Genomic DNA, 25,613 nt, shown 5'->3' with positions numbered 1-25,613 from the left:
CGCGCGCTCTCGCCGCCCTCTCTCTGGAGACCTCTCATGCACGACGAACGCCGCCGGATCGAGGAGCGCGCCGAGCGCCTCCACAACCAGCGCATCAAGCCCGCGATCTACGCCGCCACCGTCCCCCTGACGGTCGAGGCCTGGCAGGCGCCGGGCGAGCCGGTCCCCTTCGAGGAGGCCGCGGACGCCCCGTACGAGCCCTTCGCGATGGACACCCCGTGGGGCCCGCCCTGGGGTACGACCTGGTTCCGGATGCGCGGACAGGTGCCCGCCGAGTGGGCCGGCCGGCGCGTCGAGACGGTCATCGACCTCGGCTTCGTCGGTGACTGGCCGGGCAACCAGGCCGAGGCCCTGGTCCACCTCACCGACGGGACACCCCTGAAGGCGGTCAACCCGCTCAACCAGTACGTACCGATCGCCAACCCGGCGAAGGGCGGCGAGGAGATCGACTACCTGGTCGAGGCCGCGTCCAACCCGGACATCCTGGCCGACAACTTCTCCGCGCCCACCCAGCTGGGCGACATCCTGACGGCCGGCGACAAGCCGCTCTACACCTTCCGGCGCGCCGACCTCGCCGTCCTCGACGAGGAGGTCTTCCACCTGGACCTCGACGTCCAGGTGCTGCGCGAGCTCATGGTCCACCTCGGCGAGCACGAGCCGCGCCGCCACGAGATCCTGCACGCCCTCGACCGGGCCATGGACGCCCTCGACCTGGACGACGTCGCGGGCAGCGCCGCCGCCGTCCGCGCGGTCCTCGCGCCCGTCCTCGCCAAGCCCGCGCACGCCAGCGCCCACACCGTCTCCGGTGTCGGCCACGCGCACATCGACTCCGCCTGGCTGTGGCCCATCCGCGAGACCAAGCGCAAGACGTCCCGCACCTTCTCCAACGTCACCGCGCTCGCCGACGAGTACGACGACTTCATCTTCGCCTGCTCCCAGGCCCAGCAGTACGAGTGGGTGCGCGACAACTACCCCAAGGTCTGGGCGCGCATCCAGGAGTCCGTGAAGAAGGGCCAGTGGGCGCCGGTCGGCGGCATGTGGGTCGAGTCCGACGGCAACCTGCCGGGCGGCGAGGCCATCGCCCGCCAGCTCGTCCACGGCAAGCGGTTCTTCATCGAGCACTTCGGCATCGAGACCAAGGGCGTCTGGCTGCCCGACTCCTTCGGCTACAACGCCGCCTACCCGCAGCTCGCCAAGCTCGCCGGCAACGAGTGGTTCCTCACCCAGAAGATCTCCTGGAACCAGACGAACAAGTTCCCCCACCACACCTTCTGGTGGGAGGGCATCGACGGCACCCGCATCTTCACCCACTTCCCGCCGGTCGACACCTACAACGCCCGCTTCAGCGGTGAGGAGATGGACCGCGCGGTCCGCAACTACCAGGAGAAGGGCGGCGGTACGCGCTCCCTCGCGCCCTTCGGCTGGGGCGACGGCGGCGGCGGCCCCACCCGCGAGATCATGGAGCGGGCCCGCAGGCTCGCCGACCTGGAGGGCTCGCCCAAGGTCGTCGTGGAGCACCCCGACGACTTCTTCGCCCAGGCCCGCGCGGAATACCAGGACGCCCCGGTCTGGAACGGCGAGCTCTACCTGGAGCTGCACCGCGCCACCTACACCTCCCAGGCCCGCACCAAGCAGGGCAACCGGCGCTCCGAACACAAGCTCCGCGAGGCCGAGCTGTGGGCGACCACGGCCGCACTGCACGCGCCGGGCTACGCCTACCCGTACGAGAAGCTGGACCGCCTCTGGAAGACGGTCCTCCTCCACCAGTTCCACGACATCCTGCCGGGCTCGTCGATCGCCTGGGTGCACCGCGAGGCGGAGGCCGAATACGCCCGTGTGGCAAGGGAGTTGGAGCAGCTGACGGCGGAGGCGGTCGCCGCGCTGGGCGCCGGCTCGCGACGGGTCTTCAACACCAGCCCCTTCGACCGGGCCGACGTCGTGCGCACGGCCGAGGGCGTCCCGGCCTACGTCGAGGTGCCGGCGAGCGGCAGCGCCCCCCTCGCGGCCGCCGAGCCGCCGCACCCGGTGACGGTGGCCGGGCGCGTCCTCGACAACGGCCTGGTGCGTGTCGAGGTGGCCGAGGACGGCACCCTGGCGTCCGTACGGGACCTGCGGGCCGGCCGTGAGGTCCTCGCGGACAGCGGCAACCTGCTGCGTCTGCACACCGACCTGCCCAACTACTGGGACGCCTGGGACATCGACAAGCACTACAAGAACCGCTACACGGACCTGCTGGACGCCGACTCGGTCACGGTCGTCGAGGAGGACCCGCTGCTCGGCGCGATCCGCGTGGAGCGCAGCTTCGGTAAGGGCTCGAAGGTCACCCAGACGATCAGCCTGCGCGCCGGCAGCCCCCGTGTCGACTTCGAGACCGACATCGACTGGCACGAGGCCGAGAAGATCCTCAAGGCGGGCTTCCCGGTCGACATCCGCGCCCCGCACTCCTCCGCGGAGATCCAGTTCGGCCACATCCAGCGGCCCACGCACACCAACACCAGCTGGGAGGCGGCCCGTTTCGAGGTCTCCGGCCACCGCTGGGTGCACATCGCCGAGCCCGGGTACGGCGTCGCGGTCATCAACGACTCCACCTACGGCCACGACGTCTCCCGCACGGTCCGCGAGGACGGCGGTACGACGACCAGGGTCAGCCTGAGCCTGGTGCGCGCCCCGCGCATCCCGGACCCGGAGGCCGACCAGGGCCGCCACCACTTCGTCTACTCCCTCCTCCCCGGCGCGAGCATCGAGGACGCGGTCGCGGAGGGCTACGCCCTCAACCTCCCCCTCCGCGTGGCGGATTCGGCGGGCGCGCCGGAGCCGGTCGTCTCGGTGGACGGCGCGGGCGTGACGGTCGAGGCCGTGAAGCTCGCCGACGACGAGTCCGGCGACGTGGTCGTGCGTCTCTACGAGTCCCGCGGCGGCCGCGCCCAGGGTGTCCTGCGCACCGGCTTCCCGCTGGCCGGAGCCCAGGTCACCGACCTGCTGGAGCGCCCGCTGGAGGACGCGGACGTCGAAGCCGGCACGGTCAGGGTCTCGCTCCGCCCCTTCCAGATCCTGACACTCCGGCTGCGGAGGGGCTGACGTATGGCCGTGCAGACATGGTTCACCGATGCCAAGTTGGGGATCTTCATCCACTGGGGCATCTACGCCGTCGACGGCGTCCAGGAGTCCTGGTCGTTCTACGACGACATCGTGCCGCACGACCGGTACATGTCCCAGCTGGAGCGCTTCACGGGTAGCGAGTACGACCCGAAGGCCTGGGCGGACCTGTTCGCCCGGGCGGGCGCCAGGTACGCGGTCCTGACGAGCCGCCACCACGACGGCGTGGCCCTGTGGGACACGGAGTACGGCGACCTCAACCTCGGCAGGGACTACCTCGGCCCCTACGCCGAAGCCCTGCGCGAGAAGGACCTCAAGGTCGGCTTCTACTACTCCCACTCCGACTGGAACCACCCGGACTACGCCTCCACGCGCAAGCCGGGCCGCCCGCCGGAGCAGGAGGACAACCGCTACTCCGAGGTCGCGGCCGAGGACGAGGACCTGGACGCCTGGGAGCGGTTCATCGCGTACCGCGACGGCCAGATCCGCGAACTGGCCTCCCGCTACCGCCCCGACCTGATGTGGTTCGACGGCGAGTGGGACCGCAGCGAGGAGCAGTGGCGCATCCCCGAACTCGCCGCGCTCATCCGGTCGTACGTCCCCGACGTCGTCTTCAACGCCCGCATGCTGAGCGAGGGCGACTACGCGACGCCGGAGCAGGGCGCGCCCGTCGTGCCGCCGGAAGGCCCCTGGGAGCTGTGCCTGACGATCAATGACTCGTGGGGCTACCAGCACCAGGACCACAACCACAAGTCGCTCGCCCAGCTGATCCGCTACTTCACCGAGACCATCGGCTCAGGCGGCAACCTGCTCCTCGACGTCGGCCCCATGGAGGACGGCACCATCCCGCAGCCGCAGGTCGAACGGCTGGAAGGGCTGGGGCAGTGGATCCGCAAGCACGCGGAGGCCGTGTACGGGACGGTGCGCGGCCTCCCGGCCGGGCACCACTACGGACCCAGCACCCTCTCCACCGACCGGCGCACTCTCTACCTCACCCTGTTCGACGTCCCCCGCGCCGAGATCGGCGTCCGCGGCCTGGCGACGGCGGTCCGCAAGGTCACTGTCCTCGGCCCCGGCACTGAGCTCGGCCACCGGGTGGTGGGCGGGCTGCACGACGCGGTGGGTGTGCTGTGGATCGATCCGCCGACGGAGACGGACCTCGATCCGTACGCGACCGTGCTGGCCGTCGAGCTGGAGGGCGAGCTGGAGCTTTACCGGGGAGCGGGCCGCTTCTGACCGGCCGAGGCGGCCGGCCCTCGTGGGACCGGCCGCCGCCCGGAGGCCACTCAGCCGGTGAACCCGGCCGTGATCGAGGTGAACTGCCAGTTGTTCTGGCTGATGCCGGAGCAGTTGCTCACCACGCCGCCACCCGGGCACGGCCGGTCGCGGTTGACCGACCAGAAGGCGAGCCGGGCGATGTGGTGCGAGTTCGCCCAGTCCTTGATCTGGGTCCAGATCGCCGGAGTGGTGGTCTCCTGCTGGTCGGACAGGCCGTTCATGCCGGAGATGCCGATGTGGGAGTAGGCGGTGGCGTCGTCCCACCCGAACGTCGACTTCAGCTTGGCCTTCAGGCCCTCCGCCGCGTTCACCGTGTTGCCGTACATGTCGGAGCCGCCGCCGAAGTCGAACGGCATGATCGTGAAGACGTCGATGTTCGCGCCGAGCGACTGTGCCTGCTCGATGAGCCGGTTGCCGTAGTAGGTCGGGCCGGTGGTCGACGTGCCGAAGGTGACGATGGTCTTCAGGCCGGGGTTGTTGGCCTTGACCGTCTTCAGGGCGGTGAGGATCCTCGCCTGGACGGCCTCGTTCTCGAACTCGTCGGAGTTCTCGATGTCCATGTCGATCGCCTTGAGTGAGTAGGCGTCGATCACCTTCTGAAGGGCGCCCGCGAGTGCGCTCGCCGAGGAGCAGTTGGCACCGAGCTTGCTGCCCTGCCAGCCGCCGAACGACGGCACGATGTCACCGCCGGCGGAGCGGACGGCGTTGATCGCGGACTGGTCGGCGCCGCCGGTCAGCGGCCGGCTGCCGTCCCAGGCGGGGGTGCAGCCGCCCGAGTCGAGCACGAAGGCCATCGTGAACCACTTGATGCCGGTCGCGCTCATCACCGTCGACGGACTCGGCGGGTCGCCCCAGCCCTCGTACAGATAGGGCGCGGCCTGCTTGAAGCCGGTGCCGCCACTGCCGCCCGCGTCCGTCGTCACGCTCACGGAGTCGGACGCCCCGGAGGTGTTCCCGGCCGCGTCCCGTGCCTTGACGGTGAAGGTGTACGACGTGCTGGGCGAGAGCCCGCTGACCGTGGCGGTCGTACCGGAGACGCTGAGCACGTTGTTCGAGCCGCTGTAGACGTCGTACGCCGTGACACCCACGTTGTCCGTCGAGGCGTTCCACTTCAGCGACACGCTCGACGACGTCTTGCCGGTGGAGGCGAGCCCGGTCGGCGCGGTCGGCGCCTGGGTGTCCGACCCGCCGCCACCGCCGCCGGGGCCGTCGAGGCTGATGTCGTCGGCGTAGTAGGTGCCCTGGGCGTACCAGCCGTGGACGTAGATCGTGGCGCTGGTCTGCGAGGCGCCGGTGGTGAAGGACACGGACAACTGGCTGTACGCCGACGGAGACGTCGTCCAGGTGGACGCACCGCCGTTGACGCCGAGGTAGACGTAGGAGCCGCGCACCCAGCCCTGGAGCGAGTACGTGGTGTTCGGCTGGACGGAGACGGTCTGGCTGCACTGCGCGTCGTCGCTCGAACTCGCCGCCCCCGCAAGGGCCTTGGAGCCGCCGTGCACGGGGGAGGAGACGACCGAGCCGAGGTTGCCGGTGCAGGTCCAGGGGGAGAGGCTGCCCGACTCGAAGCCGGGATCGGTCAGGATGTTGGCCGCTTGGGCCGTGCCCGGAAGGGCGATGGCTCCGGCGAGCGCGAGAGCGGCGGAGCCGAGCAGGGCGAGAAGCCGACGTCTGTGACGTCCGAGTGTGTTGCGCACGCGATCTCCCTGGGGAATGGGGGTGTTCGGGAGTGCACAGAGATGCAGAGAACTGCGCAACACAAGTTGGTATGGACCAATCCAGCTGTCAATAGCTGACGCCGAATTGGTCCATACCGGTGGGGCCGTCGCCCTTCAGGGGCGCGGGGAACTGCGCGACAAGCCACAGACAACCCGCACCCGGCAGACGTATCTAAAGCGGCAGTACCTGAGCCGCGAAACCGACGGAGTCAACCGGCGCCGCCAGCAGTTGCGGCTCCGCCTCAACCCTCTGTTGCGGCAGCGAAACCGCCCGCAGCGGCCGCGGCCCCGACACCACCGTGTAGTCCTGCCCCAGGAACGGCGGAGCCACGTCCCCCGGGTCCTCCCCGAGAGCCAACTGCACCGCCGCCCACGGCGCGTTGACGCCGCACAGCGACAGCTGATGCAACCCGCCCGCAGGCCGCGTGTTGACGTCCATCAACACCGGCTCGTCGCCGAACATCCGGAACTGGATGTTGGACAGATAGTGCAGCCCGAACCCCTCGGCGAGCCGCCGCGCCGGCTCCAGCCACTGCTCGTTCAGCGTGAACCCGCGCCGCCGGCCGTTCTTGGTACGCCCGATCGCCAGCCGCACCCGGTTGTCCGGCCCGGTGAGGCAGTCCACCGACACCTCGGGCTGCTCCAGCCGCGGCATCACGATCCAGTCGACCGGCTCGTCCGACTGCCTGAGCGCCTCGACCACCAGATCGAGCGACACATAGGGGCTCGGGAACCCGGTGAGCTGCGTCATCGAGAAGGGCGCGCGGGTGACGATCCGGAAGCCCACCCCGCCCGCACCGGACGCCGGCTTGAAGCACGCCTTGTGCCCGCCGGCCTCCAACTCCTCCACAGCGGCGACGAGTTCGTCGGCGGACCGGACCCGCCACCACAGCGGCACCGGCACCCCGATCGCCTGCACGGCCTCGTAGGCGATGACCTTGTCCTCGAAGACGGCCACGGCCTCCGGCGGCGGCGCCAGCAGCGCCGTACCGACCGCCTTGAAGTCCGCGCGGTGCGCCACGATCGCCGACTGGTGCAGCCGCGGCACGAACACGTCGATGCCGCGCCGCTGGCACTGGTCGAGGGCGTACTCGACGTACGCGGCGGGGGACAGCCCCTCCGGCTCCAGGTCGGCGGTGTCGGCGGCGGCCAGTACGGGGGAGTCCGCGTCTCCGTGCGTCGCATGGATCTCCACGGCCCGATCGCTGGGATTTCGCCGCAGCTGATCCATGAAGAACACGTTCTCCGCGTACGTGCGGTTGAGCCAGACGCGTACGCGAGAGACCATGCAGGGCCGTCCTTTCACGGTTCGCGGGCACGGCTGAGCAGCCCGTGCCCGGGCAGGGGAGTTGGAGGGTCACCAAACCGCCCTTGAATGAAGGGAAGTTCATGGCGGTGGTGTTGGGGCGATCATACGGCTTCCCAGAGGCCTCGCGTGCAACGTACGTGTTACGGATTCAACGATCTTGCCGCCTTGTCGGTGAGCCGGGAAATGTGTTCTCGTGGTCCCGTTCGTAGTGCGCGGGCACGCGGTGTGTACGGAGGGGGCGAAAGGTGACGTCGACGGCCGGTGGAGCCGCACAGCTGCTGGCCATCAGCGACCTGCACATCGGATACGCCGAGAACCGTGCCCTGGTCGAGGCGATGCGCCCCGAGTCGGACGAGGACTGGCTGCTCGTGGCCGGCGACGTCTCGGAGAGCGTGTCCGACATCCGCTGGGCCCTGAAGACCCTTGCCGGCCGCTTCCGCAGGGTGATCTGGGCGCCGGGCAACCACGAGCTGTGGACCCATCCGAAGGACCCCGTCACCCTGCGCGGCGTCGCCCGCTACGAGCACCTCGTCGCCCTGTGCCGCGACCTCGGCGTGACGACACCCGAGGATCCCTACCCGGTGTGGGAGGGCCCCGACGGCCGGGTGGCCGTCGCACCGCTCTTCCTCCTGTACGACTACTCGTTCCTGCCGGCCGGCTGCGCCACCAAGGAACAGGGGCTGGAGTACGCGCACGGCACCGGCATCGTGTGCAACGACGAGTTCCTGCTGCACCCTGACCCCTACCCGAGCCGCGAGGCCTGGTGCCGGGCGCGGGTCGCCGAGACCGAACGCAGGCTCGCCGCGCTCCCCGCGGACCTGCCGACCGTCCTGGTCAACCACTACCCGCTGGACCGGCACCCCTGCGACGTCCTGTGGCACCCGGAGTTCGCCATGTGGTGCGGCACCGAACTGACCGCCGACTGGCACCGCCGCTTCCGCGTCGAGACCATGGTGTACGGGCACCTGCACATCCCGCGGACCACCTGGCACGAGGGTGTCCGCTTCGAGGAGGTGTCCGTCGGCTACCCCCGCGAATGGCGCAAGCGGCCGCAGCCGCCGGGGAGACTGCGCCGCGTACTGCCGAAGGAGGTCGGGGACGGGTGATCGAGGAGCTGCTGCCGGACGAGGTGGTGGCCGTGGAGGTGCTCGGCGACGACGGGAGCGAGCCCGCGCCGCTGTACGCCGAGGAGGCGGCCGTCGTCGCACGGGCTGTCCACAAGCGCCGCCGCGAGTTCGCCCTCGTACGCGCCTGCGCCCGCCGCGCCATGGAGAAGCTCGGCGTGCCGCCGCAGCCCCTCCTGCCCGGCGAACGCGGCGCACCGGGCTGGCCGCCCGGCCTGGCCGGCAGCATGACCCACTGCGACGGCTACTGCGCCGCCGCCCTGGTCCGCGCCACCGACCTGGCCTCCGTCGGCATCGACGCCGAACCCCACCGGCCGCTCCCGGAGGGCGTCCTGGACGCCGTGTCCCTGCCCGACGAGACGGCCAGGCTGCGCCGCCTGGCCGTGCGGCACCCCGAGGTCCACTGGGACCGGCTCCTGTTCAGCGCCAAGGAGTCCGTCTACAAGGCGTGGTTCCCCCTCACCGGACTGTGGCTGGAGTTCACCGAGGCCGACATCGAGGTCTCCGTCGACCTCGACGAGCGGCTGCACGGCGGCTTCCGCGCCGAACTGCTCGTCCCCGGCCCGGTGGTGGGTGGCCGTCGGCTCGGTCACTTCGAGGGTCGGTGGACCGTCCAGCGGGGGCTGGTGGCCACGGCGATCACCGTGTCGCACGCGCCTTGAACCTCATCCCTCGCGGCCGCCGGCCGTCGGCCGTCAGGGCTCCGGGCACCAGCTCTGCAGCAGCCGGAAGAACTCCTCCTCGTTCCCCGCAAGTCCCGCGGCCGAAAGCGCCTGCTCCGCCTCGGCGATCACGGAGGGCGGCACGACGGGTGGTCGCGAGGAGCCGGGCGGACCGTCGAACGCGGCTCGTACGGTGTGCAGGAGCCGCAGGTAGGCCTGTACGGCGGTGCGCTCGCGGTCGGTCAGTACGGCAGTGGGCATCGGTCGGCTCTCCCCGCGTCGGCGTCGTCGGTCGCACCCCGCACAAGGGGGCGTGACTCCAGCTTGCCGCCCGCCACTGACAATGGGGTCCGGGCACCCACCGGTTCGCCCGCTCAGCCGAGGCGAGAGGTCCTCGAAATCCCTTGCGGGAAAGCAGTTCCACCCTGGAGGACAAGGGCTTTCGGCCGCTCGCGCGGCCCCGGTTCTTGCCGGACCGGGCGGACAGCGGCCCTCATCCCGAACCCGCCGTTCTGCTTCACCGCAGGCGGGCGTGAGGCTCCACCGGCGTACCACGTGCCCGAGCGCCGGCCGGGGCGTACTCAGCCCTGCGGCCCCAGATACCCCAACGACGCCTCGATCCGTCCCGCCAGATGATCGCGCTGCACCGGCCCCCGCACCCCCGAACCCGCCAGCCACGTACGGCACTTGCTGGCCAGCAGCAGACCGAAGGACTCGGCCTCCTGCTCCTCGGCGAGGTCGAAGCGGCTGCGGGCGGCCACCTTGCGGACGGTGGCCCGCAGGTCCGCGTCGTCGCCGAGCAGACGGGCCGCGACCCGGACGCCCTCGACGTGATGGCCGCAGTGCCCGGCCTTCATGTGCCACAGCTCATGTCCGAGGATCACCAACTGGTGGTCCGGCGCCGTCCGTTCCTCGATCACCACGAGGTCCTGGTCGGTCATGTCGAGCCACAGCCCGCTCGCCGTGCCGGCCGGGAAGGCGGCCGTGCGGAAGTGGACCGGCCGACCGCGGCGCCTGCTCATCGCGTCGCAGAGCGCGCCGTACAGGTCGTCGGGCGGCGCCGGCGCGGCAAGGGTGAGTTCCGCGACCAGCTCGCCGCACAGGCGGCGCATTTGCCTTGCGATGCCCACAGCTCTCCCCAGGCTCACGACTCGGGCCGCTTGACGCTCTCCAGGAGCATGTCCAGCCACTCCGCGACCTTGTCGCGGTGCTGGTCGGTGGGCAGCTGTGCGGCCCGCCAGGCGATTCCGCGGACGCCGTGGTCCTGCAGCAGCCGCTCCAGCGGGTCGTCGGCGGCCGCTGCCGCCTTCCGCTCGGCGAGCTTGTGCAGGAGTTCCTGCTCGGTGCTCTGCAGGGCGCCGACGAGGGCCTCGGGGTCCTCGGCCGTGAGGAAGCCCGCGTGCACCCGGAAGAAGCGCTGGATGGCGTCGCAGTGTTCCATGGTGGGGCGCCGGTCACCGTTGATCAGCGCCCCCGCCTGCTGGCGCGACATGCCCGCACCGTCGGCGATCTCCTGCTGGGTGTACTTGCGTCCGTTGGGCTTGAGCCGGGTGCGGCGCAGCAGGTCCAGCCGCTGCAGAAACCGCTCCTGGACATCGGGCTCGCCCGCCGGACGGCCGCTCAGCAGGGTTCTGACCACGGGCTCGGGGACGCCCGAGGCGGCGGACAGGCGGCCGGTGTCGAAGACCTCCGTGTGTTCCACGCCGAGCCGGTCGGCGAGCGCGGTGACGCGAGCGACGACGGCCGGCAGCGCAGCGGTCGTAGCCGTGGTGCCCGGACCCTCGAAGCCATCCGTCACCGACAGATCTCCTACGTTTCGCACAGGCTTCTCACAAGCGGTTGCCGTGAACTCGACGGAGATTACCGGGTAGTTCGAACTCACATCCAGGTGTCGCCACAACTGTGGCCAATTTCAGCCGTCAACAAGCACGAAATGCCACGATAGTTGACACGACTCGATTCGGGGCCGCAGGATCAAGGCGCCGCGTGAAGGCCGCAGAGGCAAGAGGGGTGACCTCCCGATGGCGTATCAGGCAGGAGGGCAGCGTCCGGCACCGCGGCCCGTCCCCGAGAGTCTTGAGGCCCAGGCGTATCTGCAGGACTACACCGCCCTCCTGGAGGCGGTTCGCTTCCCGTCCGTCGTCCTCGACCACCGCTGGGACGTCGTTCTCTCCAACAATGCTTTCGCGTCACTTTTCCGTGAGGTGAGCCCGCATCAGACGGCGATGCCGGGCGACAACTTCCTCAGATTCGTGCTGTTCCACCCTGACGCGGGCACGGTCCTCGGCGAGCACGAGTCCAGCTGGTGCCTGCCGATGCTGGCGCACTTCGCCGCCGCGGTCGAGCGCTACGGCCACGATCACGGCCTCCAAGCCATCCGCCGTGACATCGCCCAGGACCCGATCATGGAGGCCGCCTACCGGCAGGGCCTGCCGCACTGGATCCGCGCGGTCGGCGAACAGGCCGTGGCGCACGACGGCGCCGTACGCCCCCTGACCCACCCCGATCCGCGCTGGGGCGCCACCGACTGCCGTGTGGTGGACGAGACCCCGAGGACGCTGCAGGACATGGGGTACACGAGGTTGACGCTGGTGCTGCGGGAGACCCGCCCCGCCCGCCCCAAGGCCCGCAGGTCCCGGCACACGGCGGCGCACCTGAGGGTGGTGCCGGCCCCGGAGGGCTGACCGCCGCCGGGATCGGCGCGAGGAGATCACGAGTACGAGGGGAACGCCCCGGCAGGGGACCGGCCGCAGTCCGCGAAACCGTCCCGTCCGCGCCCGCTCCGGTACGGCGGTGAAGTCCGGCCCCTTGGTGAGGGATCCGGCGAGAGGGCGGGGTCGGCGGAGGACGTCACCCGCCCGCGTGCCTTCACCACTGGTTGTGGTGATCGTGACGCAATGAGGGCACGGGGGTGCGGCTGTCGTACGTGTGGTCTCGTCGTGGAAGCCGGGGTGGGCGTGCGGGGCGTGCAGGAGGGGGATGTGTTGTCTCGGAGGAGGCCGGGAAAGGCGGGCACTCTCGAACCTTCTACGACCGAAAGCGGACCGAGGGGAATGGCCATACCCAGGCCGTGTTCGCCCTCGGCCACCGCAGAGCCCACGTGCTGCGGGCCCTGATCCGAGACCGGCGCTCCTAGGAAGTGGCCCCGCTCCGGCCGACCGGCCGGGCCGGGCGATGATCCGACCGCCACAACCAGCGCAGGGCATCAGGGAGCAGGACTCCACCGTGGTTGGGGCTGTGGCCGCCCTCGCCCAGGACGAGGTGGAAGTCGTATCCGGCTTCCGCGAGTGCGGCTGCGACACGCAAGTTGTTGGCGAGCCAGTTCGCTTCGGGCTCGTTCCAGCGCAGGTCACGATGGCCCGCCTGCAGGAAGATTCGCAGTGGCTTGCGGGGAAGGCCGGGGATCAGGTCGGGGTATGGGTTGCCGCCCGGCATCTGCGTGAAGCTGGACAGGTACCCGATGACGCGCCGGAACCTGTCCGGGCGCAGCCACGCTGCGGTGAAGGCGCAGTTGCCACCGCTGCTGCCCCCGCAGATGCCCCACCGGTCAGGGTCCTCGGCGATCGTGTACCGCTGCGTGACCTCGGGGATGATCTCGTCGAGGAGAAAACTGACGTACCGGTCGTCGAATGCGTCGTACTCGGTGTTGCGGTTCTTCGGGTCCTCGGCGTCGGGGAACACGCCGGGGTCGACGAACACCCCGATGGTGACCGGGATGTCGCCGCGCCGGACGAGGTTGTCCAGGACGATCGCGCCACGGACCTCTCCTTCGGGGTCCAGGTACCACCATCCGTCCTGGAACACCATCAGTGAGGCCGGCTGTGCGGCGTCGTACTGGGCGGGCACATGGACCCAGAACTTCCGGGACGTGCCCGGGTAGATCGCGCTGTCTGTCCAGTCGAACTCGATCGTCTCGCCGCCAGGCACTCCGGGCTGGACAGCGGAGTCGGGGCCGTGGGCGTAGCGGACGTCCGACTGGTCGACCGGAAGCGGCTGGTAGGGCACTTCGAACGTCATGCACGCCAACCTAGGAGGGATCACGAGCTGTCTCAAAGGGTTTACCGACCAGGTTTCACGACTTGACTTCGCCATCGGGAAGGCCGGTCCGGAGTGGGGGCACCGCGCCCGAGGCGCCCGGGATAACGTTTCCCCTTTGCTCCGGCGAGTGAGGCCGGACAAGTGAGAGGGGCATCGTGCAGGTACAGGTGCGGGGGCGGCGTGCCCGTCGGTGGATCACATCCGCGGTGATCGCGTTCGGGGCGCTGTTCCTGGCCATCGGGCTGATTCTTGCGGGTCAGTCGGTCTCGCTGCTGGCGGATGCGGAGCGCGCCCGGGGCACGGTGGTGTCCGTGCAGTGGCGGACCGAACACAGCAGCTCGTTCCACAAGAACCGCACGAGCGACAAGCGCATGGCATACCCGGTGGTGGCGTTCACGTCGGCGGACGGCACGCGGAGGACGTTCCAGGACTCCACCGGTGCCAATCCGCCGTCGTACGAGACGGGTGAGCAGGTCGAGGTGCTCTACCGAGCGGGTTCCCCCCAGGACGCGCGGATCAACGGGTTCGTGTCGCTGTGGCTGGGGCCGCTGGTCTTCGGTGGGCTCGGGCTGTTGGCCGCGGGGATCGGGACAGCCGTCGCGTGGGCGACGCGGAGGCGCTCCAGGGTCGCCTGATCATCGCAGGTGATGTCCACGTCAGCGGCAGGCGTGAGGATGCGGCCCGCCGTGTGCACACCATGTTCAGAATCAGTGATATGTGACATAGTACTGTCGTGAGTCAGCCACTGACCTGCGATGTCGTGATCGTCGGAGCCGGCATGACAGGTGCCGCCTGCGCTCTCTACGCCTCCCGCGCGGGCCTGGACGTCATCGTCGTGGACCGTGGCCCCGTGGCCGGCGGCACGACGGGTGCGGGGGAGGGCAACCTCCTCGTCTCCGACAAGGAGCCCGGACCGGAGCTCGACCTCGCGCTCCTCTCCAACCGTCTGTGGGGTGAACTGGCGCAGGAGTTCGGGGAGGCCATCGAGTACGAGGCCAAGGGCGGCGTCGTGGTGGCCACCTCGCCCGGCAGCCTCACCGCCCTGGAGCACTTCGCCGACGGGCAGCGTGCGGCCGGAGTCGTCGCCGAAACCGTCGCGGGCGACGCGCTGTACGCCCTCGAACCCCATCTCGCCCCCGGCCTGCCCGGCGCCGTCCACTACCCGCAGGACTCCCAGGTCATGCCCGCCCTGGCAGCCGCCCACCTCGTGCGGACCTCCGGAGCACGCCTGCTCACCGGCCGGGCGGTGACGGAGGTCCTGCGTACAACTGACGGGACAGTGAGGGGAGTTCGTACCCACAGCGGTGACATCCACACCCCGGCGGTGGTCAACGCGGCCGGCACCTGGGGCGGTGAACTCGCCACCCTCGCGGGCACCTCCCTGCCCGTCCTCCCGCGCCGCGGCTTCGTCCTGGTCACCGAAACGCTGCCGCGTATGGTCCACCACAAGGTGTACGCCGCCGACTACGTGGCCGACGTGGCCAGCGACTCCGCCGCGCTGCAGACCTCGCCGGTCGTGGAGGGCACGGCCGCGGGCCCGATCCTGATCGGCGCGAGCCGCGAACGGGTCGGCTTCGACCGGTCCGTCCCGCTGCCGGCCCTGCGGGCCCTCGCCGCGGGCGCGACCCGGCTGTTCCCCTTCCTGTCCGACGTCCGCGCCATCCGCTCGTACGCTGGCTTCCGCCCGTACATGCCCGACCACCTGCCCGCCATCGGCCCCGACCCCCGTGTCCCCGGCCTCTTCCACGCCTGCGGGCACGAGGGCGCGGGCATCGGGCTCGCCACCGGCACCGGGCATCTGATCGCCCAGGTTCTGACCGCGAAGACGCCCGGCCTGGACCTGGCCCCGTTCCGCCCCGACCGCTTTCCCGAGGAGACCCCGTGACCTCTCCGCTGGACCTGGCACAGGCCCACCCCCGCCCGGCCTTCACGGTGACACTGGACGGCCGGGAGACCGAGGCGCTGCCCGGGCAGACGGTCGCCGCCGCACTCTGGGCGGCGGGCGTCACCTCGTGGCGCACCACCCGGGGCGCGGGCCGACCGCGCGGCGTCTTCTGCGGGATCGGCGTCTGTTTCGACTGCCTCGTGACCGTCAACGACCGCCCCAATCAACGGGCTTGCCTGGTTCCCCTGCAGCCGGGCGACGCGATCCGCACCCAGGAGGGCACCGGCCACGATGACTGACCGACCCCACCTCGCCGTCATCGGCGCGGGCCCGGCGGGCCTGGCCGCGACCGTGGCCGCCGCGGCGCACGGCGTCCGCGTCACACTCCTCGACTCGGCCGCGGCGGCGGGCGGCCAGTTCTACCGTCAGCCCGCCGCCGAACTGCGCGCGCGACGACCGCAGGCGCTGCACCATGACTGGGGCACATGGGAGCGGCTGCGGGGCGGCCTCGACACACACGTGAAGGCGGGCTCGGTAAGGCACTTGACGGACCATCATGTCTGGTTCGTCGAACGGCGCGCAGACCGGTTCACCGTGCACGCCCTGCTCGGCCCCGAGCAGGAGGACCCGGTCGCCGTTCACGCCGACGCCGTGCTCCTCGCCACCGGCGGCTACGAGAAGGTGCTGCCCTTCCCCGGCTGGACCCTCCCCGGCGTCCTCACCGCGGGCGGCGCCCAGGCGATGCTCAAGGGAGCCCTCGCGGTGTCAGGGCGTACCGCCGTGGTGGCCGGCACCGGGCCGCTGCTGCTGCCGGTCGCGACCGGGCTCGCCGCGGCCGGGGTGGAAATCGCCGCGCTCGTCGAATCCGCCGATCCCAAGGCGTTCGTACGACGGTCCCGGGCGCTCGCGGCACAGCCGGGCAAGCTCGCCGAAGGGGCCGGATACGCGGCCCAGCTGCTCCGGCGCCGGGTGCGCACCTTCACCCGGCACACCGTCGTCGAGGCGCACGGAACCGAGCGGCTGGAGGCGGTGACCGTCGCCGCGCTCGACGGTGCGGGGCGGGTCCGGCCAGGCACCGGGCGCCGTATCCCCTGTGACACCCTCGCAGTCGGCCACGGCATGCTCCCGCACACCGACCTCGCCGAGACCCTGGGCTGCCGCCTCGACGGCATGAACGTGCAGGTCGACGGCGAGCAGCGCACCGACGTGCCCGGCGTCTGGGCCGCGGGCGAGACAACCGGCATCGGCGGCTCGGCCCTCGCGCTGGCCGAGGGGCACATCGCCGGACGCTCGGCCGCAGCCCGCCTCGCGGGGCACGCCCCGGACCCGCGCGAATGGGCTGCGGCCGCCAAGTCCCGTAACCGGCTGCGGGAGTTCGCCGCCGCGCTCGACTCCGTGTACGCCCCGCCCGCCCACTGGACCGAGCAGATCACCGACGACACCGTCGTGTGCCGTTGCGAGGAGGTCACCGGCTCCGCGATCCGCGAGGCCGTCACGGAGCTCGGCGCCGGCGACGTCCGCACGGTGAAACTGCTGACCCGCGCCGGCATGGGCTGGTGCCAGGGCCGGATGTGCGCGCCCGCGGTCGCCGGGCTCGCCGGGTGCCGACTCGCACCGTCCAGGCGGCCGTTCGCCCGTCCCGTACCGCTCGGCGTCCTCGCCCACGAGCACACTCACCCCACCGAGAGAGGATCCTCATGACCGACCACCGTCCCTGGCGCGGAGTCCTCGTCGCCACCGCGCTGCCGCTGAACGACGACCTCACGGTGAACCACGACAAGTACGCCGAGCACTGCGCCTGGCTCGTCGAGAACGGCTGCGACGGCGTCGTCCCCAACGGTTCGCTGGGGGAGTACCAGGTGCTCACCCCCGAGGAGCGCGCCAAGGTCGTCGAGACGGCCGTCGCCGCGATCGGCGGGCAGCGGGTGATGCCCGGGGTGGCCGCGTACGGGTCCGCGGAGTCCCGCCGCTGGGCCGAGCAGGCCCGCGACGCCGGCTGTCGCGCCGTGATGCTGCTGCCGCCCAACGCCTACCGCGCCGACGAGCGTTCGGTGCTCGCCCACTACGCGGAGGTCGCCAAGGCTGGCGTGCCGGTGGTGGCGTACAACAACCCGATCGACACCAAGGTCGACCTCGTACCGGAACTCCTCGCGAAACTGCACGGCGAGGGGTACATCCACGCCGTCAAGGAGTTCTCCGGGGACGTCCGCCGCGCCTACCGGATCGCCGAACTCGCCCCGGAGCTCGACCTGTTGATCGGCGCCGACGACGTCCTGCTGGAGCTGGCGATCGCGGGCGCCAAGGGCTGGGTGGCCGGCTACCCGAACGCCCTGCCCGCCGCGAGCGTGGAGCTCTACCACGCGGCCGTCGACGGTGACCTGACCACCGCCAACCAGCTCTACCGCCAGCTGCATCCGCTGCTGCGCTGGGACTCCCAGGTGGGGTTCGTGCAGGCCATCAAGTTGTCCATGGACATCGTCGGGCGGCACGGCGGGCCGGTCCGGCCACCCCGTATGCCGCTGCTGCCCGAACAGGAGGCGGCCGTCCGCGCCGCCACTGAGAAGGCCGTCGCCGCCGGACTCGCGTAACCCACAAGGAGGCAGGCCATGCGCAGCAGACTCGTCCTGCACGCCGTCGACTCGCACACCGAGGGCATGCCCACCCGCGTGATCACCGGCGGGATCGGCACCATCCCCGGGGCGGCGATGAACGAGCGGCGGCTGTACTTCCGCGAACACCGCGACGACATCAAGCAGTTGCTGATGAACGAGCCGCGCGGGCACTCCGCGATGAGCGGCGCCATCCTCCAGCCGCCGGCCCGGGCCGACTGCGACTGGGGTGTCGTCTACATCGAGGTGTCCGGCTATCTGCCGATGTGCGGGCACGGCACCATCGGCGTCGCGACCGTCCTCGTCGAGACCGGCATGGTCGAGGTCGTCGAACCGGTCACCACCATCCGCCTCGACACCCCGGCCGGAGTCGTGGTCGCGGAGGTGGCGGTGGAGGGCGGCGCGGCCAAGGCGGTGACGCTGAGGAACGTGCCGTCGTTCGCGGTGGGGCTCGACCGCAAGGCGACGTTGGCTGACGGGCGGTCAGTGACATATGACATGGCATACGGCGGAAACTTCTACGCCATCCTCCCCCTGGACCAGTTCGGCCTCCCCTTCGACCGCGCCCGCAAGGACGACATCCTCGCCGCGGGCCTGTCCCTGATGGACGCCATCAACGCGGAGGACGAGCCCGTCCACCCCGAAGATCCGTCCATCCGCGGCTGCCACCACGTCCACCTCTACGCGCCCGGCTCAGACGCCCGCCACTCCCGGCACGCGATGGCGATCCACCCCGGCTGGTTCGACCGCTCACCCTGCGGCACCGGCACCAGCGCACGCATGGCGCAGCTGCATGCGCGCGGCGAACTCCCCCTGCACACCGAGTTCGTCAACGAGTCCTTCATCGGCACGCGTTTCACCGGCCGTCTCCTCGGCACCACCGAGGTGGCGGGCCGCCCCGCCGTCCTGCCCAGCTTCACCGGCCGCGCCTGGATCACCGGAACCGCCCAGTACCTCCTCGACCCGGAGGACCCGTTCCCCGCGGGGTTCGTGTTGTAGGCGGCCCGATAATGTCCGGTAACCCAAGGAGGACGATCACCATGGCCCAGCAGCACCGCCCCGCCATCCCCTCGCTCGGCGGCAGGAAGCCCAACTTCCGCGAGAAGGTCGTGGACGTGCTGCGGGCCGCACTGATCTCCGGTGAACTGCGCCCCGGCCAGGTGTACTCGGCGCCGGCCCTCGCCCCCCGCCTCGGCGTCTCCGCGACCCCCGTGCGCGAGGCGATGCTCGAACTGGTGAAGGAGGGCATGGTCGAGATCGTCCCGAACAAGGGGTTCCGGGTCACCGAGGTCTCCGAGAAACAGCTCGACGAGTACACCCACATCCGGTCCCTGATCGAGATCCCGACGACAGTCGGCCTCGCGACCACCGCCGACCTCGACGACCTGAAGGCGCTCCGCCCGCTCGCCATGGAGATCGTCACCTCGGCCACACGAGGCGACCTCACCGACTACGTCGAGGCCGACCTGCACTTCCACCTCGGCCTTCTCGCCCTGGCGGGCAACGACCATCTCGTGGAAGTCGTACGGGACCTGCGGCAGCGTTCACGGCTGTACGGACTGACCGCTCTATCCGAGTCGAAGCGGCTGCAGGCCTCCGCCGAGGAGCACCTCGAACTCCTCGATGCGCTGCTCGCACGGGACGAGGAGGGCGTGCGCGAGGTGATCACCCGGCATCTCGGCCACGTCCGCGGTCTGTGGGCTGCACATTGACGGCTACCGCTCCATGGCCGGGATTCAGGCGCAGTGCATCGGCCGGTCACAGGTCCAGTACGAGCTTCTTCCCACGGCAGCGGGACACGCAGATCATCATCGTCTCCCCGCTCTGCTGTTCCTCGGCGCTGAGCACCGAGTCCCGGTGGTCCGGGGTGCCGTCGAGGACGTCGGTCTCGCAGGTGCCGCAGGTGCCCTCGGTGCAGGAGAACAGCACCTCCACGCCCGCCGCGCGCACGGCGTCCAGCACGGAGACGTCCGGCGCCACCCTCACGGTACGGCCGCTCTGTGCCAGTTCGACCTCGAACTCGCCGTTCTCACCGGCCTCCCGGGCCCTCGGCGAGAACCGCTCCACCCGCAGCCGCTCGGCCGGGCACCGCTCCTCGACCGCGTCCAGCAGCGGCCCGGGGCCGCAGCAGTACACGAGCGTGCCCTCGGGCAGGTCGTCCAGCACGGAACCGAGATCGAGGAGCCCGTTCTCGTCCTGCGGAGAGACGGTCACCCGTTCCCCGTAGCGCCCCAACTCCTCAGTGAAGGCGATGGAGTTGCGGGTACGACCGCCGTACAGCAGCGTCCACTCGGCACCCGCGGCCTCCGCGGCGGCCAGCATGGGGAGGATCGGGGTGATGCCGATCCCGCCGGCGACGAAGCGATATCGCGGCGCACTCTCCAGCCGGAAGTGGTTGCGCGGCCCGCGCACGCGCACCTTGGCGCCCTGCCTCAACTGCTCGTGCACATGGGTGGAACCACCGCGCCCGGCCGGCTCCCGCAGTACGGCGATCCGCCACACCGAACGGTCCGCGGGATCGCCGCACAGCGAGTACTGGCGCTCCAGCTCCGGCCCGAGCACGACGTCGACATGGGCGCCCGGCTCCCAGGCCGGCAGGTCCTCGCCGAGCGGGTGGCGCAGCGTGAGGGCGAGCACGCCGTCGGCCGCGGACTCCCGGCGGTCGACGACGAGTTCGGCTTCGTAGACGGTCATGACTGGCTGATCTCCCGCGGCTGGTGTCCTTCGGGGTGGCCGAGCATCCACTCCCACATCTCGATCGGGTCCTGGGCGCTGTGCTCGGCGCCGCAGTGACAGGTGCCGTGCAGGATGTCGGTGCCCGGCAGCCAGTCGATGCGGTAGATCTCGCCGGTCGAGCTGCTCACAGGACCTTCTCCACGGGCTTGTCGCCCTCCTCGACCAGCCGGGCGAGGATACGGCGGGCGGCCAGGCCGCCGGTGTCGATGTTGATGCTGAGTTCCTGGTACCCCGTCCGCTCCGTGCCGAGCGTCTTGTGCAGCAGGTTGAGCGCGACCACGTCCTGCATGACCACGGTGTGGTTGTTGCTCCGCATGAACTCGGTGACCTCGGTGTTCTCCGTCGCCCAGTCGCGCGAGACGGCCCAGAAGTCGTACACCTTGCCGTCCGACGACGGCGTGATCGCGTACGTGATCTCGGTGTGGAAGCCGTTCGGGTCGCTGCCGTCGGCCTCCGGCAGCACGCCTGCCGGCGCGATCCTGCTGTGCAGCAGATACAGGCAGGGCGCGTGGTACTCGATGTCCTGCCAGCGGGTGATCCGGCCCTGGATACCGGTGGAGTTGGCGTAGAACGGTGGGCACTCGGCGTCGTCCATGTGGCGGCTGACCCGCACGATGCCCGCGCCCTCGTCGACCTCGGTGGTGATCGGCGTCTCGGCGACCTCGGGGGTGCCGATGTAACCGCCGTGCAGATACGTCTCGTGAGAGAGATCGAGGAGGTTGTCGACCAGCAGCCCGTAGTCCGCGTCGATGGGCTCCATACCACGGACGGTGACCCAGCCGGGCGCGTCGAGATGCCGGGCCCGGGGGATGGTCTGCGCATCGGCGAGGGCCGGGTCGCCGATCCACACCCACACCAGCGAGTCCAGCTCGACCACCGGGTAGGAGGCGACGCGGGCGGTGCGCGGTATGCGCTTCTGACCGGGCACGTACACGCAGGTACCCGTCGTGTCATAGGTGAACCCGTGGTAGCCGCACACGAGTTTGTCGCCGTCCAGCCGGCTGGGCTTCTCGTGCAGCGGGAAGCGGCGGTGCACACAGCGGTCGGCGAGCGCGACCGGCGTCCCGTCCTCCTCCGTCCGGTAGAACACGAGCGGTTCACCGAGGATGGTCCGGCCGAGCAACTCCTCGCGCCCGACCTCGTGACTGTAGGCGGCGACGTACCACTGGTTCCTGGCGAAGGCGGTCATGTGAGGCATGGGGGTTCCCGTCCCTGTCGGCGGGGCGGCGTCGCCCCGCTTGCCGTGGTTGGAATCAGGGTCGTGAGGCTTGTGTCGGCTCGGCAAGGCGGCTTCTGCCAGGCGGAAGGACTTCTGTAAAGAGGCTGGTCAGAGGGCTGTTCTGTCTCACCCTCGCATTGTCGTTCCTCGGCGCCGACATCGGCACAGCTTCGGTCGGCTCGCCGTCACCGACGCCGAACCGGAGATCTCGGTACCTCAACGAGTTCGTCACCGTCCGCGAGGGCCTTGCGTGCCGATCTGCCCCACCTGCACGCCTTCACCCGGGGCCTGGACCGGGACCGGAACGGATCGCGCGCCGGACGCACGGACGAGCAGGCTTCACCCTGCTTCGGCACCGCATTCGTGGAGGCGGTGACGCCCGCCTCAGCCCAGGACGCGCATGTGCCGCCCGCCGAACCTGGGCGGGAGGCACATCCGCGTGGACGGAACGGTTACTGGGGCCAAAGTCCAGGCGATGCGGTAGGTGTGTCCGGCCCGGTGGCGGCGCACCGCGGTGGTCTCCTCGTGATCCGGGAGGCTGCCGTCGGACCTGTTCTGCGTCGTCGGCGGCATGGGCTCCCGCCGAACCCACGCCCAGCGGCGCGAACACACCGGAGGAGACCGCGGTCGTTGCCGTCGCCGCGGAGGTCATCGCGGCCCGTACGGAGCCGCCGTGCCGCCCGTCGCGTACCACCGACGGCCCCGTCCACCGCGACGGTCCCGCCGACCACGACCGCACGAGCCGGGCCTCCCCGCGGTGCGGCAACTCACCGCGTCGGCAGCGGGGACGAGACCGCACACCGTTAGCATCGGGCCCATGATCGTATGGATCAACGGCACCCACGGCGCAGGCAAGTCGACGACCAGTCCACTCGTGCAGCAACTGATCCCGGACTCACGGGTGTTCGACGCCGAGAAGGTCGGCGAGACGCTCATGGACATCACGCCGGGGCTCCCTGCGACGGACAACTTCCAGCACTGGCCGCCGTGGCGGCCGCTGGTCGTCGAGACCGCCCGCCGCGTCCTCGACTACACCGGCGGCACCCTGGTGATCCCCATGACCGTCCTGGTCGAGCAGTACTGGCGGGAGATCAGCACGGGCCTCGCCCAACACGCCGTTCCGGTACGGCACTTCGTCCTCCACGCCGACCAGGACACCCTCCGCGGACGCATCGCGGGCGACACCCTCGGCCCCAACTCCCCCTTCCGTCTCAAATACCTCGAGCCCTACGCCGAGGCGGCCCGTACCTGGCTGCACGACGAGGCGGAGGTGGTCGACACCACCCACCTCACGCCCGCCGAGGCCGCCCTGCGGATCGCGGAGGCCGTCCGGAGCCAGGTCCCTCGCTCGGGGCGTCGGCGGGCCTCTGCCGGCCATCCGAACGTTCGGAACACCGCGACGGGGTCGAGGTAGTCGCGGCAGTTGCTCACCCGGCGGTTCCTGATGGTGATCACGGAGACGAAGTGTCTCGACGGGCATGGTCACACCCCCGCCGTTGCGGCCCAGGCGTGGGCGTTGCGCTGCGCGAACTCGTGGAAGGTGGTCGCCATGCGGCCGGTGACCTTCTCGACGTCGTCGTTCCTGAACGCCGACATCCTCTCCGACCTCGGCAGCGCCCTGGCCGGCAGCCTGGGCCTGGCAGCCGGCGCCAACCTCAACCCCGAGCGCCGCTTCCCCAGCACGTGGGGCGCCTTGGTGTGCCGAAGTCCCGGCCGCTGCGGCGCACCTCGCGTACCGACGACTTTCACATGGGCGCCACCGGGCCCTTCCCTGACGTTTGGTGCTCTTGGAACACTCGCACCGCGCGCTATCCGTCATGTTCCGGCCATCCGCACCAGGATGAGAGGCACCCACCCATGCCCGAAGTCAATCGGCGCCGATTCCTGCAACTCGCGGGCGCGACGACCGCCTTCACCGCGTTGTCGAACAGCATCCAGCGCGCCGCCGCGCTGCCCGCGAACCACCGCACGGGTTCCATCGAGGACGTCGAGCACATCGTCGTCCTGATGCAGGAGAACCGTTCCTTCGACCACTACTTCGGCTCGCTCAGAGGCGTTCGCGGCTTCGGCGACCCGCGTCCGGTCGTGACCCGGCAGGACGGGAAGCCGGTCTGGTACCAGTCGGACGGCACCAAGGACATCCTCCCCTTCCACCCGGACGCGGACGACCTGGGCCTCGCCTTCATCCAGGACCTCCCGCACGGCTGGAACGACGGACATGCCGCCTTCAACGGGGGCAAGTACGACAAGTGGGTCCTCTCGAAGAGTTCCACGACGATGGCGTACCTGACCCGCGACGACATCCCGTTCCACTACGCGCTCGCCGACTCCTTCACCATCTGCGACGCGTACCACTGCTCGTTCATCGGCTCCACCGACCCGAACCGCTACTACATGTGGACCGGGTACACGGGCAACGACGGCCAGGGCGGCGGCCCCGTCCTCGGCAACGACGAGGCGGGCTACGGCTGGACCACCTACCCCGAGCGCCTGGAGAAGGCCGGCGTCTCCTGGAAGATCTACCAGGACGTAGGCGACGGACTCGACGCGAACGGTTCCTGGGGCTGGATCCAGGACGCATACCGCGGCAACTACGGCGACAACTCGCTGCTCTACTTCAAGCAGTACCAGAACGCCAAGCCCGGTGAGCCGCTCTACGACAAGGCCCGCACCGGCACCGACGCCCGTAAGGGCGAGGGCTTCTTCGACCGGCTGAAGGCCGACGTCAAGGGCGGCAAGCTGCCGCAGATCTCCTGGATCGTCGCCCCCGAGGCATTCACCGAGCACCCCAACTGGCCCGCCAACTACGGGGCCTGGTACGTCGCCCAGGTGCTGGACGCGCTCACTTCCTCGCCCGAGGTGTGGGCGAAGACGGCCCTGTTCATCACGTACGACGAGAACGACGGCTTCTTCGACCATCTGGTCCCGCCGTTCGCACCGGGCTCCGCCGCGCAGGGCAAGTCCACGGTGGACCCGGGCCTCGACCTGTTCAAGGGTGACGGCAGCCACCCCGCCGGCCCCTACGGGCTCGGTCAGCGTGTGCCGATGATCGTCGTCTCGCCCTGGAGCAAGGGCGGTTACGTCTGCTCCGAGACGATGGACCACACCTCGATCATCCGGTTCATGGAGCGTCGCTTCGGTGTGCACGAGCCGAACGTCTCTCCCTGGCGCCGGGCGATCTGCGGCGACCTGACCTCCGCGTTCGACTTCTCCCGAACCGACACCAAGCCGGTCGTCCTGCCGGGCACCGACGGCTACCGGCCGCCGGACCACAACCGCCACCCCGACTACGTGCCGACCCCGCCCGCCAACCCGGTCCTGCCCAAGCAGGAGCGCGGCCTGCGCCCGGCGCGTCCCCTCAAGTACGCCCCGCACGTGGACGGTTCGGTGGATACCGGCTCCGGGAGGTTCACGCTGACCTTCGCCTCGGGGGCGAAGGCGGGCGCCGCCTTCCTGGTGACGTCCGGCAACCGCACCGACGGCCCCTGGAGCTACACCACCGAGGCGGGCAAGACGGCCTCGGACGCCTGGAACTCGGCGTACTCGCACGGCTCGTACGACCTGGCCGTGCACGGTCCGAACGGGTTCCTGCGCGTCTTCAAGGGCCCGAACAAGACCGCAGGACCGGAGGTGACGGCCCGCCACGCCGGCGACGACATCGAGCTGACCTTCACCAACAAGGGCTCCGGCACCGTCCGCCTGAAGCTGACGGGTGGATACGGCTGCAAGCCGCGGACCTTCACGGTGCGTCCCGGCGCCACGGCGAAGCACACCGTCGACCTCGCGGCGAGCCGACGCTGGTACGACCTCACCGTGACGTCCGAGGCCGACGCCACGTTCCTGCGGCGATTCGCCGGGCATGTCGAGAACGGGCGACCGGGGGTGAGCGACCCGGCGATCATCACCGGGTGAACTGTCGCGTAAAGGCTGCTGAACAGC

The 25,613-nt window shown here is 70.5% G+C and carries 24 protein-coding genes; 14 read left to right on the top strand and 10 right to left on the bottom strand.

All coding sequences use genetic code 11. The features are described 5' to 3' along the window. The first annotated feature begins 36 nt into the window (after window positions 1-36). On the top strand, window positions 37-3,078 hold the full coding sequence (locus tag LJ657_RS23185; protein ID WP_232650652.1) for an alpha-mannosidase: 3,042 nt from the start codon (window positions 37-39) through the stop codon (window positions 3,076-3,078). Between the two features lie 3 nt (window positions 3,079-3,081). Then, entirely contained in the window at window positions 3,082-4,332 is a 1,251-nt protein-coding gene (locus tag LJ657_RS23180) for an alpha-L-fucosidase (protein WP_232650651.1), read from the top strand. Between the two features lie 50 nt (window positions 4,333-4,382). Here LJ657_RS23180 and LJ657_RS23175 read toward each other — a convergent pair whose 3' ends face one another. Both LJ657_RS23175 and LJ657_RS23170 read right to left on the bottom strand, forming a co-directional pair. Further along, the gene (locus tag LJ657_RS23175) at window positions 4,383-6,071 is read right to left on the bottom strand and encodes a carbohydrate binding domain-containing protein (protein ID WP_232650650.1); all 1,689 of its coding nucleotides are present in this window, start codon (window positions 6,069-6,071) and stop codon (window positions 4,383-4,385) included. 193 nt (window positions 6,072-6,264) lie between these two features. Then, window positions 6,265-7,380 (bottom strand): ATP-grasp domain-containing protein, encoded by a 1,116-nt coding sequence (locus LJ657_RS23170; protein ID WP_232650649.1) that lies wholly within the window; start codon window positions 7,378-7,380, stop codon window positions 6,265-6,267. Window positions 7,381-7,646: 266 nt separating this feature from the next. On the opposite strand from LJ657_RS23170, the gene LJ657_RS23165 reads away from it, so the two are divergent. Beyond that, window positions 7,647-8,507 (top strand): metallophosphoesterase family protein, encoded by an 861-nt coding sequence (locus tag LJ657_RS23165; protein ID WP_232650648.1) that lies wholly within the window; start codon window positions 7,647-7,649, stop codon window positions 8,505-8,507. Continuing rightward, window positions 8,504-9,187: a 4'-phosphopantetheinyl transferase family protein gene (locus tag LJ657_RS23160; protein WP_232650647.1), complete on the top strand. Its 684-nt coding sequence runs from the start codon at window positions 8,504-8,506 to the stop codon at window positions 9,185-9,187. Before LJ657_RS23165 ends, LJ657_RS23160 begins: the two co-directional genes overlap by 4 nt. 33 nt (window positions 9,188-9,220) lie before the next feature. Here LJ657_RS23160 and LJ657_RS23155 read toward each other — a convergent pair whose 3' ends face one another. From LJ657_RS23155 to LJ657_RS23145, 3 genes are all read right to left on the bottom strand, one after another. Then, window positions 9,221-9,448, bottom strand: coding sequence for a hypothetical protein (locus tag LJ657_RS23155; RefSeq protein WP_232650646.1), 228 nt, complete (start codon window positions 9,446-9,448; stop codon window positions 9,221-9,223). A 320-nt stretch (window positions 9,449-9,768) separates the two neighbouring features. Further along, window positions 9,769-10,299: a toxin-antitoxin system, toxin component gene (locus LJ657_RS23150; protein WP_232650645.1), complete on the bottom strand. Its 531-nt coding sequence runs from the start codon at window positions 10,297-10,299 to the stop codon at window positions 9,769-9,771. A 32-nt stretch (window positions 10,300-10,331) separates the two neighbouring features. Further along, a complete protein-coding gene (locus LJ657_RS23145) occupies window positions 10,332-10,985 on the bottom strand; it encodes a helix-turn-helix domain-containing protein (RefSeq protein WP_232650644.1) in 654 nt (217 codons plus the stop codon). A gap of 223 nt (window positions 10,986-11,208) precedes the next feature. Here LJ657_RS23145 and LJ657_RS23140 point away from each other — a divergent pair, with 223 nt between their 5' ends. After that, window positions 11,209-11,871: an MmyB family transcriptional regulator gene (locus LJ657_RS23140; RefSeq protein ID WP_232650643.1), complete on the top strand. Its 663-nt coding sequence runs from the start codon at window positions 11,209-11,211 to the stop codon at window positions 11,869-11,871. A 448-nt stretch (window positions 11,872-12,319) separates the two neighbouring features. Here the strand turns inward: LJ657_RS23140 and LJ657_RS23135 are convergent, their stop codons facing one another. Further along, complete coding sequence (locus LJ657_RS23135; protein ID WP_232650642.1) at window positions 12,320-13,204, bottom strand: alpha/beta hydrolase; 885 nt, start codon at window positions 13,202-13,204, stop codon at window positions 12,320-12,322. Between the two features lie 227 nt (window positions 13,205-13,431). Between LJ657_RS23135 and LJ657_RS23130 the strand changes: the two genes are divergently transcribed. The 7 genes from LJ657_RS23130 (at window position 13,432) to LJ657_RS23100 (ending at window position 19,431) form a co-directional block, all read left to right on the top strand. Then, window positions 13,432-13,860, top strand: a complete 429-nt coding sequence (locus tag LJ657_RS23130) for a DUF3592 domain-containing protein (protein WP_232650641.1) — start codon at window positions 13,432-13,434, stop codon at window positions 13,858-13,860. Window positions 13,861-13,958: 98 nt separating this feature from the next. Next, window positions 13,959-15,110, top strand: coding sequence for an NAD(P)/FAD-dependent oxidoreductase (locus LJ657_RS23125; protein WP_232650640.1), 1,152 nt, complete (start codon window positions 13,959-13,961; stop codon window positions 15,108-15,110). Further along, on the top strand, window positions 15,107-15,409 hold the full coding sequence (locus LJ657_RS23120) for a (2Fe-2S)-binding protein (RefSeq protein WP_232650639.1): 303 nt from the start codon (window positions 15,107-15,109) through the stop codon (window positions 15,407-15,409). Before LJ657_RS23125 ends, LJ657_RS23120 begins: the two co-directional genes overlap by 4 nt. Continuing rightward, window positions 15,402-16,811 (top strand): NAD(P)/FAD-dependent oxidoreductase, encoded by a 1,410-nt coding sequence (locus LJ657_RS23115; protein ID WP_232650638.1) that lies wholly within the window; start codon window positions 15,402-15,404, stop codon window positions 16,809-16,811. The genes LJ657_RS23120 and LJ657_RS23115 overlap by 8 nt, the downstream gene beginning before the upstream one ends. Beyond that, window positions 16,808-17,698: a dihydrodipicolinate synthase family protein gene (locus LJ657_RS23110; RefSeq protein ID WP_232650637.1), complete on the top strand. Its 891-nt coding sequence runs from the start codon at window positions 16,808-16,810 to the stop codon at window positions 17,696-17,698. Before LJ657_RS23115 ends, LJ657_RS23110 begins: the two co-directional genes overlap by 4 nt. Before the next feature lie 18 nt (window positions 17,699-17,716). Further along, window positions 17,717-18,718: a proline racemase family protein gene (locus tag LJ657_RS23105; RefSeq protein ID WP_232650636.1), complete on the top strand. Its 1,002-nt coding sequence runs from the start codon at window positions 17,717-17,719 to the stop codon at window positions 18,716-18,718. Window positions 18,719-18,759: 41 nt separating this feature from the next. Next, window positions 18,760-19,431, top strand: a complete 672-nt coding sequence (locus tag LJ657_RS23100) for a GntR family transcriptional regulator (protein ID WP_232650635.1) — start codon at window positions 18,760-18,762, stop codon at window positions 19,429-19,431. A 46-nt stretch (window positions 19,432-19,477) separates the two neighbouring features. On the opposite strand, the gene LJ657_RS23095 is transcribed toward LJ657_RS23100, so the two are convergent. The 4 genes from LJ657_RS23095 to LJ657_RS23080 all read right to left on the bottom strand — a co-directional run bounded on the left by LJ657_RS23095 (window position 19,478) and on the right by LJ657_RS23080 (window position 22,247). Continuing rightward, complete coding sequence (locus LJ657_RS23095) at window positions 19,478-20,413, bottom strand: PDR/VanB family oxidoreductase (protein ID WP_232650634.1); 936 nt, start codon at window positions 20,411-20,413, stop codon at window positions 19,478-19,480. Next, window positions 20,410-20,583, bottom strand: a complete 174-nt coding sequence (locus LJ657_RS23090) for a hypothetical protein (RefSeq protein WP_232650633.1) — start codon at window positions 20,581-20,583, stop codon at window positions 20,410-20,412. The genes LJ657_RS23095 and LJ657_RS23090 overlap by 4 nt, the downstream gene beginning before the upstream one ends. Beyond that, a complete protein-coding gene (locus tag LJ657_RS23085) occupies window positions 20,580-21,653 on the bottom strand; it encodes a Rieske 2Fe-2S domain-containing protein (RefSeq protein WP_232650632.1) in 1,074 nt (357 codons plus the stop codon). The genes LJ657_RS23090 and LJ657_RS23085 overlap by 4 nt, the downstream gene beginning before the upstream one ends. Before the next feature lie 405 nt (window positions 21,654-22,058). Beyond that, window positions 22,059-22,247, bottom strand: coding sequence for a hypothetical protein (locus LJ657_RS23080; protein ID WP_232650631.1), 189 nt, complete (start codon window positions 22,245-22,247; stop codon window positions 22,059-22,061). Between the two features lie 244 nt (window positions 22,248-22,491). Here LJ657_RS23080 and LJ657_RS23075 point away from each other — a divergent pair, with 244 nt between their 5' ends. Next, on the top strand, window positions 22,492-23,088 hold the full coding sequence (locus LJ657_RS23075; protein ID WP_232650630.1) for a P-loop nucleotide/nucleoside kinase family protein: 597 nt from the start codon (window positions 22,492-22,494) through the stop codon (window positions 23,086-23,088). Between the two features lie 443 nt (window positions 23,089-23,531). After that, window positions 23,532-25,586, top strand: a complete 2,055-nt coding sequence (locus LJ657_RS23065; protein WP_232650629.1) for a phosphocholine-specific phospholipase C — start codon at window positions 23,532-23,534, stop codon at window positions 25,584-25,586. The last annotated feature ends 27 nt before the right edge of the window (window positions 25,587-25,613 follow it).

Source organism: Streptomyces guryensis (assembly GCF_021261325.1).
Lineage (GTDB): Bacteria > Actinomycetota > Actinomycetes > Streptomycetales > Streptomycetaceae > Streptomyces > Streptomyces guryensis.
Note: the sequence above shows the minus strand (reverse complement) of the source record. Positions and strands in the feature narration are given on the sequence as shown.

Bases quoted from the DNA above. Each gene is read 5' to 3' on its own strand.
- LJ657_RS23185 (WP_232650652.1), top strand. From the start codon at position 37: ATGCACGACGAACGCCGCCGGATCGAGGAGCGCGCCGAGCGCCTCCAC.
- LJ657_RS23170 (WP_232650649.1), bottom strand. From the start codon at position 7,380: ATGGTCTCTCGCGTACGCGTCTGGCTCAACCGCACGTACGCGGAGAAC.
- LJ657_RS23115 (WP_232650638.1), top strand. From the start codon at position 15,402: ATGACTGACCGACCCCACCTCGCCGTCATCGGCGCGGGCCCGGCGGGC.
- LJ657_RS23080 (WP_232650631.1), bottom strand. From the start codon at position 22,247: ATGCCGCCGACGACGCAGAACAGGTCCGACGGCAGCCTCCCGGATCAC.
- LJ657_RS23180 (WP_232650651.1), top strand. From the start codon at position 3,082: ATGGCCGTGCAGACATGGTTCACCGATGCCAAGTTGGGGATCTTCATC.
- LJ657_RS23095 (WP_232650634.1), bottom strand. From the start codon at position 20,413: ATGACCGTCTACGAAGCCGAACTCGTCGTCGACCGCCGGGAGTCCGCG.
- LJ657_RS23150 (WP_232650645.1), bottom strand. From the start codon at position 10,299: ATGCGCCGCCTGTGCGGCGAGCTGGTCGCGGAACTCACCCTTGCCGCG.
- LJ657_RS23140 (WP_232650643.1), top strand. From the start codon at position 11,209: ATGGCGTATCAGGCAGGAGGGCAGCGTCCGGCACCGCGGCCCGTCCCC.
- LJ657_RS23100 (WP_232650635.1), top strand. From the start codon at position 18,760: ATGGCCCAGCAGCACCGCCCCGCCATCCCCTCGCTCGGCGGCAGGAAG.
- LJ657_RS23135 (WP_232650642.1), bottom strand. From the start codon at position 13,204: ATGACGTTCGAAGTGCCCTACCAGCCGCTTCCGGTCGACCAGTCGGAC.
- LJ657_RS23065 (WP_232650629.1), top strand. From the start codon at position 23,532: ATGCCCGAAGTCAATCGGCGCCGATTCCTGCAACTCGCGGGCGCGACG.
- LJ657_RS23075 (WP_232650630.1), top strand. From the start codon at position 22,492: ATGATCGTATGGATCAACGGCACCCACGGCGCAGGCAAGTCGACGACC.
- LJ657_RS23110 (WP_232650637.1), top strand. From the start codon at position 16,808: ATGACCGACCACCGTCCCTGGCGCGGAGTCCTCGTCGCCACCGCGCTG.
- LJ657_RS23085 (WP_232650632.1), bottom strand. From the start codon at position 21,653: ATGCCTCACATGACCGCCTTCGCCAGGAACCAGTGGTACGTCGCCGCC.
- LJ657_RS23105 (WP_232650636.1), top strand. From the start codon at position 17,717: ATGCGCAGCAGACTCGTCCTGCACGCCGTCGACTCGCACACCGAGGGC.
- LJ657_RS23155 (WP_232650646.1), bottom strand. From the start codon at position 9,448: ATGCCCACTGCCGTACTGACCGACCGCGAGCGCACCGCCGTACAGGCC.